The 7,492-nt window shown below is 63.5% G+C and carries 10 protein-coding genes and 1 pseudogene; 2 read left to right on the forward strand and 9 right to left on the reverse strand.

The window, feature by feature from the left end; translation table 11 throughout:
* Positions 1-198, forward strand: a 198-nt coding sequence (locus tag ABJN75_RS12300) for a hypothetical protein (RefSeq protein ID WP_348439884.1), incomplete at its 5' end; no start/stop codon positions are given.
* Between the two features lie 80 nt (positions 199-278).
* Here ABJN75_RS12300 and ABJN75_RS12305 read toward each other — a convergent pair.
* Together ABJN75_RS12305 and rplS are read right to left on the reverse strand one after the other, a co-directional pair.
* A complete protein-coding gene (locus tag ABJN75_RS12305) occupies positions 279-440 on the reverse strand; it encodes a hypothetical protein (RefSeq protein WP_348439885.1) in 162 nt (53 codons plus the stop codon).
* Between the two features lie 191 nt (positions 441-631).
* Complete coding sequence (rplS, locus tag ABJN75_RS12310; RefSeq protein ID WP_348439886.1) at positions 632-1,189, reverse strand: 50S ribosomal protein L19; 558 nt, start codon at positions 1,187-1,189, stop codon at positions 632-634.
* Positions 1,190-1,480: 291 nt separating this feature from the next.
* Between rplS and ABJN75_RS12315 the strand changes: the two genes are divergently transcribed.
* Positions 1,481-2,224: a sulfite exporter TauE/SafE family protein gene (locus ABJN75_RS12315; RefSeq protein ID WP_348439887.1), complete on the forward strand. Its 744-nt coding sequence runs from the start codon at positions 1,481-1,483 to the stop codon at positions 2,222-2,224.
* On the opposite strand, the gene trmD is transcribed toward ABJN75_RS12315, so the two are convergent.
* From trmD to ABJN75_RS12350, 7 genes and pseudogenes are all read right to left on the reverse strand, one after another.
* Positions 2,209-2,922, reverse strand: a complete 714-nt coding sequence (trmD, locus tag ABJN75_RS12320; RefSeq protein WP_348439888.1) for a tRNA (guanosine(37)-N1)-methyltransferase TrmD — start codon at positions 2,920-2,922, stop codon at positions 2,209-2,211. The two genes, ABJN75_RS12315 and trmD, sit on opposite strands and share 16 nt — an antisense overlap.
* On the reverse strand, positions 2,919-3,506 hold the full coding sequence (gene rimM / locus ABJN75_RS12325) for a ribosome maturation factor RimM (protein WP_348439889.1): 588 nt from the start codon (positions 3,504-3,506) through the stop codon (positions 2,919-2,921). The genes trmD and rimM overlap by 4 nt, the downstream gene beginning before the upstream one ends.
* A gap of 169 nt (positions 3,507-3,675) precedes the next feature.
* Entirely contained in the window at positions 3,676-4,461 is a 786-nt protein-coding gene (locus ABJN75_RS12330; RefSeq protein ID WP_348439890.1) for a hypothetical protein, read from the reverse strand.
* Between the two features lie 227 nt (positions 4,462-4,688).
* Positions 4,689-5,099 carry a 30S ribosomal protein S16 gene (gene rpsP, locus ABJN75_RS12335; RefSeq protein WP_348439891.1) on the reverse strand — a complete coding sequence of 137 codons (411 nt, stop codon included), beginning with the start codon at positions 5,097-5,099 and terminating at the stop codon, positions 4,689-4,691.
* Positions 5,100-5,177: 78 nt separating this feature from the next.
* Positions 5,178-5,480, reverse strand: a complete 303-nt coding sequence (locus tag ABJN75_RS12340) for a chorismate mutase (RefSeq protein WP_348439892.1) — start codon at positions 5,478-5,480, stop codon at positions 5,178-5,180.
* A gap of 10 nt (positions 5,481-5,490) precedes the next feature.
* Positions 5,491-7,092 (reverse strand): signal recognition particle protein, encoded by a 1,602-nt coding sequence (gene ffh / locus ABJN75_RS12345; RefSeq protein ID WP_348439893.1) that lies wholly within the window; start codon positions 7,090-7,092, stop codon positions 5,491-5,493.
* A 275-nt stretch (positions 7,093-7,367) separates the two neighbouring features.
* Positions 7,368-7,492 (reverse strand): annotated as a pseudogene (locus ABJN75_RS12350) (transposase); the annotation flags it as partial.

Genomic DNA, 7,492 nt, shown 5'->3' on the forward strand with positions numbered 1-7,492 from the left:
ATGTGGGGACAAAACCGGGGGGATTTTTTGAATGCCGGAGCGTGCGCGCCGTCTCCCGCTTGGTCGGGGAGAAAGCAAAATCATGATGTTAATTTCAGGCAGGTCATTGTTTTTGCAAGACAGGGGATGGGTCACGGCGCAAGAAACTCCCCCTCACCTGAAAAATCCATGACTTGGCGCGCCGCGCCAAGATCATGAATTTTTGTCCTCTCCCGCAAGCGGAGAGGGAGGGCGCCGCAAAGTCTGTGGTCTCGCCCAGCATCGGCTGCCCGGCGGGCTCAATCCTCGGATGTGTCCACGTTGGCCTCGGATTTGTCTTCGTTGGCTTCGGGGTGGGTTCCGTCGGAGACGCTGCCGGGATGCGGATCGGAGACCTCGCGGTCGGGCTTTGCCGGTCCGGTTTTGGGCTTGTCTGTCTGCTGGTCCGGTTTGCTGGTCATGTCACTCTCCCTTGAAGCTGTGAAACGCCGCAGGCGGTGTGATGGTTCCAGACGTCTGGCAATGATGCGCCAAGCGCGAAGGCGGCACAGATCTCCCCTCTAACGGGGGAGCCCAAAAACACAAAAAGGCGCCGGTTGCCCGGCGCCTTGTGTGCCAACCCCGAAGGATTGGCAAAATCGGATGGAGCGGCTTATTCGCTCTTGGCTTCTTCAGCGGTTGCTGCGGCTGCTGCTTCATCGGCTGCGGCCTTTGCGGCTGCGGCTTCAGCGGCTTCCGTTGCTGCCTTCTCGGCGGCCAGAGCCTGGGCTGCCGCGACCTTCTCGGCCTCAAGCCGTGCCTTCTCGGCGGCCAGCGCGGCGCGCTCGGCGTCGTTGAGCTTGCGGGCGCGGGTGCCGGTGTTCTCGACGATACGGGCCGACTTGCCGCGACGATCGCGCATGTAGTAGAGCTTGGCGCGACGCACCTTGCCGCGACGCACCACTTCAACGGCTTCAACCAGCGGCGAATAGATCGGGAACACGCGTTCCACGCCTTCGCCGTAGGAAATCTTGCGAACGGTGAAGCTTTCGTTCAGGCCGGCGCCGGCGCGGGCGATGCACACGCCTTCAAAAGCCTGCAGACGGGTCCGCTTGCCTTCCGTCACGCGCACCTGGACACGCAGGGTGTCGCCGGCGGAAAATTCGGGAAACTTGCGGGTGGCTTCGATCTTGGCTGCCTGTTCGGCATCCAGCTGGGCAATAATATTCATGGTCCTTGACCTTTCGTTTTTCTCAAACGGTCAGAGCGCTCTCGGTTGCCGGTTTGGTATGTCCCTTTCGGGGATCATCCTCCAGGCTATGCCGGTGAAGGCAGGAGCGGGTTCACCATTCATTGTTTGGCAGGCGCCGTTTCAACGGCTGTCGGACATTGCCGATTGGGCGGTGCGATACACCATCGCGGCGGTTTTGTCACGCCCGCCGGGGCAATTTTGTTGATGGTCTTGCGGCAAACCCCCGGCGGTGCTCTAAAACCGGTCCCTGATGACGTTTGACGGTTGCTCATGTCCCTGTTCGATATTGTTCTTCTTTTCAGCGCCGGCTTTCTGTCGAGTGTCGTCAATGCCATCGCCGGCGGCGGCACTTTCCTCACCTTCGGCGCCATGACGCTGGCCGGCGTGCCGCCGATCATGGCCAACGCCACATCCTCGGTGACCCAGTTTCCCGGCTACGTCACCTCGGCGCTGGCCTACCGCAAGGAGTTGCGCGAGGCCGGGCGCGAGGTCTGGCTGCTGGCCGGCCTGTCGCTCATGGGCAGCCTTGCCGGCGCGCTGATCCTGGTGTCGATGTCCAATCCCTCGTTCCGCTCGCTGGTGCCATGGCTGCTGCTGGCGGCCACCATCATCTTTGCCGCCGGGCCCTATCTGCGGCCCAAACATCTGCACGCCGAACAACCGGTGTCGCGGTGGGGAATGGCGGCGCAGTTTGTCACCTCGATCTATGGCGGGTTTTTCGGCGCCGGCATGGGCATCATGATGCTGGCCGTGCTCGGTGTGACCAAGGGCGGCGATTACCACAAGCTCAATGCACTCAAGAATGTCATCGCCGTGGTCATCGCCTTCATCGCCATCGTGGTGTTTACAAGCGGCGGCGTTGTCGCCTGGCTGCCGGCCGTGATCATGATTCCGGCCGGCGCACTCGGCGGCCATGCCGGTGTGTGGGCGGCGCGGCGGGTGCCGCAAGCGGTGATCCGGGCGGTGGTGGTCGGTGTCGGGCTGCTGCTGAGCTGGTATTATTTCACCAGCTGATCTTTCGTTCGGACCTCCGGGTCCAGCAGATCGGGCCGCCGCACGCGCGTCAGCTCCAGCGATTGCGCCTGCCGCCAGGCCTCGATCGCCTTGTGATTGCCCGAGGTCAGCACCTCGGGAATCCCGCGCCCCTCGAACAGTTGCGGCCTGGTGTAGTGCGGATGCTCGAGCTGGCCGGTCTCGAAACTTTCATGCAGGCCCGACGCCTCGTTGCCCATCACCCCGGGCAGCACCCGGATCACCGCGTCAAGCAAAATCAGCGCCGCCGGTTCGCCGCCCGACAGCACATAATCGCCGATCGAGACTTCCTCGAGATTGCGCGCCTCGATCACCCGCTGGTCAACGCCCTCGAAGCGGCCGCAGACAATAACCACGCCAGGGCCCGAGGCAAGCGCGCGCACCCGGGCCTGGGTGAGCGGGGTTCCGCGCGGGCTCATCAGCAGCCGTGGCCGCGTGTCACCCGCCGGGCTGACCGCATCAATCGCACCGGCCAGAACATCGGGCCTGAGCACCATGCCGGCGCCGCCGCCCGCCGGCGTGTCATCAACCGAGCGGTGCCTGTCATGGGCATAATCGCGGATATTGACCGGCTCGATCAGCGCGTCGCCGCGTTCAAGCGCCCGGCCGGCCAGCGAGACCCCGAGGTGGCCGGGAAACATCTCCGGATAGAGCGTCAGAACGGTTGCGCGGAAACTCATGTCTCCTCGCCGTCGCGGGTTTCGCCGGGTTCGTCGCCGCCGTCATTGCCGCCGGTATCGATCAGGCCGGCCGCCAGCGGATCGACCAGGATCCGCCCGGCGGCAAGATCGACCTTGGTCACCGCGGCCAGCGTGAACGGGATCACCACCGGCTTTCTGCCCTCGCCGCGCAATTCCAGGAGATCGCCGCCGCCGAAATCAAGCACGCCCGACACCACGCCCCAGAACATGCCCTCCGCGTCCCAGGCTTCGAGCCCTTCGAGATCGGCGTGGAAATATTCATCTTCCTCGAGCTCGTAATCGGGCAGGCTGGAGCGGTCGATGAAAAGCTCCAGTCCCTTCAGCGCCTCGGCGGCGGTGCGGTCGTTGATGCCGCGAAAGCGCACCACCACCACGGTCTTGGCGAAGCGGTGATCGAGCACCTCGAAGCGCCGGCCATCGGCTGAATACAGCGTGCCGTATTCGGCCAGCGCCAGCGGGTCTTCGGTGAACGGCTTGACCCGCACCTCGCCGCGAAGCCCTTGGGCTGCGCCGACGACGCCGACGAGAATGGGGTGGGGCAACTTCACCTGGCTGGTCGACATGAGAGCGAATCCGTGTTCGGACAGAGTGGGTTCAGAGCCACCCGAAACCGGGACGCTTGCGGCGTCGCATGGCCTCACAGGTGACATGGATCGAGCGGCTTATAGACCTTTGCGCTGCAAATCAAAAGCCAAAGCCTTTTCGCAACAGTGCCACCGGGTCACCAGCGGCTCAACGGGCCCTGCGACCAAACTGCCTGCGGGCGGCGGCACGGGGTGAAGCCGGGTCCCGCACTGGGCCGGGCACAGGCATCCGGGCCTCCGCGGGCTGCGGCTTGCGGCGAGGGTCAAACCCGGCCGGGATCAGGGCGAGCCCCATCAGCAGGGCAAGGAAGATCACCTGCAACCCGGTCGAAACCGCGGTGGGGACAGTCTGCAGCGTCCAGATCTTGATGATGAACACGCCAAGGATGGCAAGGCCAGCCCAGGCAGGCCAGCCGATGTCCCGCACCCGCGCCAGAACAACCCAGGCAATCGCCACCATCGAGGCCAGACCAATCAGGCCGATAGCGGTCACATAAAGCGAATTGAGCGTGGTCATCCCGGCTGACAGGGACTCGCCGTGCTGGAGCTGGGCAGTGGTCGGCATCAGCGCCAGCCCCGGCTGCCGCAAAGCCCATTGACTGGCAACCTCCCTGTCCATCATCACCGGCGCAGCGCGGTCGGAATCGGGAAACTCGGCCTTGTGAGCCTGATACTCGCGCAAGCGCTTGCTGTAGACCTCTTCGAGGTGAAGGCGCATCTGCTGCGCGGTTTCCCGCATCGGCAGTGGGCCGGCAACAACCGTTGCCGGGTTTGCGACGGTGTCAGACACAAGCCGCTCCATGGCATTTGAATGCAGACTGCCGACATAGGCTTCCAGCGGTGTCTTGAGAAAGTCTGCGGCCAGGATGGCAAGTACAATCAGCGCATAGGGAATGCGGCCGCACCGGGCGTTACCAAACAGGGATCGGGCCATGATCGCGATGCCTTTTCATCCGTTGTCAGATCGGGTTGCGGCCTGAATACATCAAAGCAATGAACATTTTGCTACCCAGGGTTAGCAGATCCGGGAATTGCGCGCGACCTCGGCATGGCGGCCGGCCTTGAAGGCTGTTTCAAACGAAAACACCCCCGCAGTGATGCGGGGGTGTGGATGCCAAGGCTCAGGGCGCCGTGAAACGGACGGCACCAGAGGGTTGGACCTTATTCGGCTGCGGCGTCTTCAGCAGGTGCTTCGGCAGGAGCGGCAGCGGCTTCGGCGGCGGCGGCTGCCGCATCCTCTTCCTTCTGCTTCTTCTCGGCGGCGCGTTCCTGCGCCTTCTTGCCGGGCTGGCCCTTGTTCGGGTTGGAGCGCGCGTCGCGGGTCATCATGCCGGCTTCGGCCATGAAACGGGCAACCCGGTCGGTCGGCAGTGCGCCGTGGTCGAGCCAATGCTGGATGCGTTCCTGGTTGAGGTCAACGCGAGTGGCGTCGTCCTTGGCCAGCATCGGGTTCCAGTAGCCCAGACGCTCGATGAAGCGGCCGTCGCGCGGGCTGCGCACGTCGGCAACAACAACGTGGTAGTAAGGACGCTTCTTGGAGCCGCCACGGGCCAGACGAATTTTCAGTGCCATTTTCTTTTCCTTCGATTTGGTAACTTGTTGACTGTTTGGATGTCTACTTCGGGCGCTTCTCAGCGCCAGATCTGGTGATCAATTCGCCGCCGCCTGCTTGTGATGCTGGATGACTTCGCGAATGACGAATTCGAGAAACTTTTCGGCGAAATCCGGATCGAGATCGGCGGATTTGGCCAGCTCGCGCAGCCGCGCAACCTGCTCGGCCTCACGGTTGGGGTCGGACGGCGGCAGATCGGCTGACGCCTTCAGCGCGCCGACGGCCTTGGTCACCCGGAACCGCTCGGCCAGAATGTGAATCAGCGCCGCGTCGAAATTGTCGATCGACTTGCGGTATTCCTTCAGTTGCGCGATTGCGCCGGTGTTGGTGTTGTTTGTCATGGTCTCCCCCTCACTTCTTTTTCGGCAGGCCTGGAAGGCCGCCGCCCAGTCCGGGGAGTTTCGGGCCGCCCAGACCGGGCAGCTTGCCGCCACCCATGCCAGGCAATCCACCGGGCATGCCGCCCATTCCCGGGGCCTTGCCGAGACCGGCGGCCTCGGCCTGCTTCTGCAGCGCTTCGAGCTGTTTGGGATCCATCTTCGACAGATCCGGCATGCCGCCCATGCCGCCTGGCATTCCGCCCATGCCACCGGGAAGTCCCATCTTCGAGGCCAGGCCGCCCATCGCCGCGCGCATCATGCCGCCGCCCTTGCCCTTGCCGCCCATGGCTTTCATCATGTCGGCCATCTGCCGGTGCATCTTCAAAAGCTTGTTGATCGCCGCCGCATCGGTGCCCGAGCCCTTGGCGATGCGTTTTTTACGCGAATGCTTGAGCAGATCGGGATTGGCGCGCTCGGCCTTGGTCATCGATCCGATGATGGCGAGCTGGCGCGCAAATGTCTTGTCGTCCATGCCGGCCGCCGACATCTGGTCCTTCATCTTGCCCATGCCGGGCATCATCCCCATGATGCCGCCCATGCCGCCGAGTTTTTGCATCTGGCCGAGCTGTTCGGCCATGTCGTTGAGATCGAACTTGCCCGATTTCATCCGGGCGGCCATGACCTGCGCCTTTTCGGCGTCGAAATTCTCCGCCGCCTTCTCGACCAGGCTGACAATGTCGCCCATGCCCAGGATCCGGTCGGCAACGCGGCGCGGATGGAATTCCTCCAGCGCGTCCATCTTTTCGCCGGTACCGATCAGCTTGATCGGCTTGCCGGTGACAGCCCGCATCGACAGCGCCGCACCGCCGCGGCCATCGCCGTCCATGCGGGTCAGAACCAGGCCGGTGATGCCGACGCGCTCGTCGAAGCTGCGCGCCAGATTGACCGCGTCCTGACCGGTCAGCGCATCGGCGACCAGCAGGATTTCGTGCGGATTGGCGCGCTTCCTGATCTCGGCCATTTCGGCCATCAGCGGTTCGTCGATATGGGTGCGGCCGGCGGTGTCGAGAATGACCACGTCATGGCCGCCAAGCTTGGCCGCCTGCACCGCGCGCGCGGCAATGTCAGCGGGCTGCTGGCCCTCGATCACCGGCAGCGTGGCGACCCCGGTCTGCTCGCCCAATTGCCTGAGCTGCTCCTGCGCCGCCGGCCGCCGCGTGTCGAGCGAGGCCATCAGCACCTTCTTGCGGTCGCGCTTTTCCATCCGCGCGGCAATCTTGGCCGAGGTCGTGGTTTTGCCCGAGCCCTGCAGGCCGACCATCATGATGACGACGGGGGCGGCGGCATTGAGATCGATCGGCACGCCTTCTTCGCCCAGAAGTGCGACCAGCTCGTCATGAACCAGCTTGACCACCATCTGGCCCGGCTTGATCGACTTGACGATCTCGGCGCCGACGGCCTTGTCGCGCACCCGGTCGGTAAAGCCGCGCACCACTTCCAGCGCCACGTCGGCCTCCAGAAGCGCGCGGCGAACCTCGCGCATGGCTTCCGACACATCCTTGTCCGACAGGGCGCCGCGCCCGGTCAGATTGTTGAGGATGGAGCCAAGCCGGTCCTGGAGAGTGTCAAACATAGGGTCGTCCTGTTGTTGCTGAAGAGATCTCCAGCCCATATGGGGCGGGCATTGCCCAAAGCCAAACAGCACCCGAGGGCGCATCGCGCTGTCGGGTGGTGACCTCCGGGATCGATTTATACCACTACGGGTCCCGGTCGGCGGCTCGGAGTCATGCTCGTCGCAGATTTGAGCGGGATAAACATGAAAAGCGGGCTGGAGTCAAGGTTTGGGGGGAAAGCCGCCTTCCGAAGCTTCGGGAACAAAGCTACATGAACACTAGGGTTTGTTGAGTATCAACTTGCATTGATTGTCGCTGCCACTGCGTAAATCATTGCTCGGAAGCTGCGGTCTGTCTTGTCGCTTCGCATGGCGATGCGCTTGAAGTCTTTGAGTTTGCAGAAGAAGTTCTCGATCAGAT

The organism is Hoeflea sp., assembly GCF_039975035.1.
Classification (GTDB): Bacteria; Pseudomonadota; Alphaproteobacteria; order Rhizobiales; family Rhizobiaceae; genus Hoeflea.

Excerpts from the sequence above, each read along its gene's own strand:
- ABJN75_RS12305 (WP_348439885.1), bottom strand. The coding sequence starts at position 440 with ATGACCAGCAAACCGGACCAGCAGACAGACAAGCCCAAAACCGGACCG.
- rplS (WP_348439886.1), bottom strand. The coding sequence starts at position 1,189 with ATGAATATTATTGCCCAGCTGGATGCCGAACAGGCAGCCAAGATCGAA.
- ABJN75_RS12315 (WP_348439887.1), top strand. The coding sequence starts at position 1,481 with ATGTCCCTGTTCGATATTGTTCTTCTTTTCAGCGCCGGCTTTCTGTCG.
- trmD (WP_348439888.1), bottom strand. The coding sequence starts at position 2,922 with ATGAGTTTCCGCGCAACCGTTCTGACGCTCTATCCGGAGATGTTTCCC.
- rimM (WP_348439889.1), bottom strand. The coding sequence starts at position 3,506 with ATGTCGACCAGCCAGGTGAAGTTGCCCCACCCCATTCTCGTCGGCGTC.
- ABJN75_RS12330 (WP_348439890.1), bottom strand. The coding sequence starts at position 4,461 with ATGGCCCGATCCCTGTTTGGTAACGCCCGGTGCGGCCGCATTCCCTAT.
- rpsP (WP_348439891.1), bottom strand. The coding sequence starts at position 5,099 with ATGGCACTGAAAATTCGTCTGGCCCGTGGCGGCTCCAAGAAGCGTCCT.
- ABJN75_RS12340 (WP_348439892.1), bottom strand. The coding sequence starts at position 5,480 with ATGACAAACAACACCAACACCGGCGCAATCGCGCAACTGAAGGAATAC.
- ffh (WP_348439893.1), bottom strand. The coding sequence starts at position 7,092 with ATGTTTGACACTCTCCAGGACCGGCTTGGCTCCATCCTCAACAATCTG.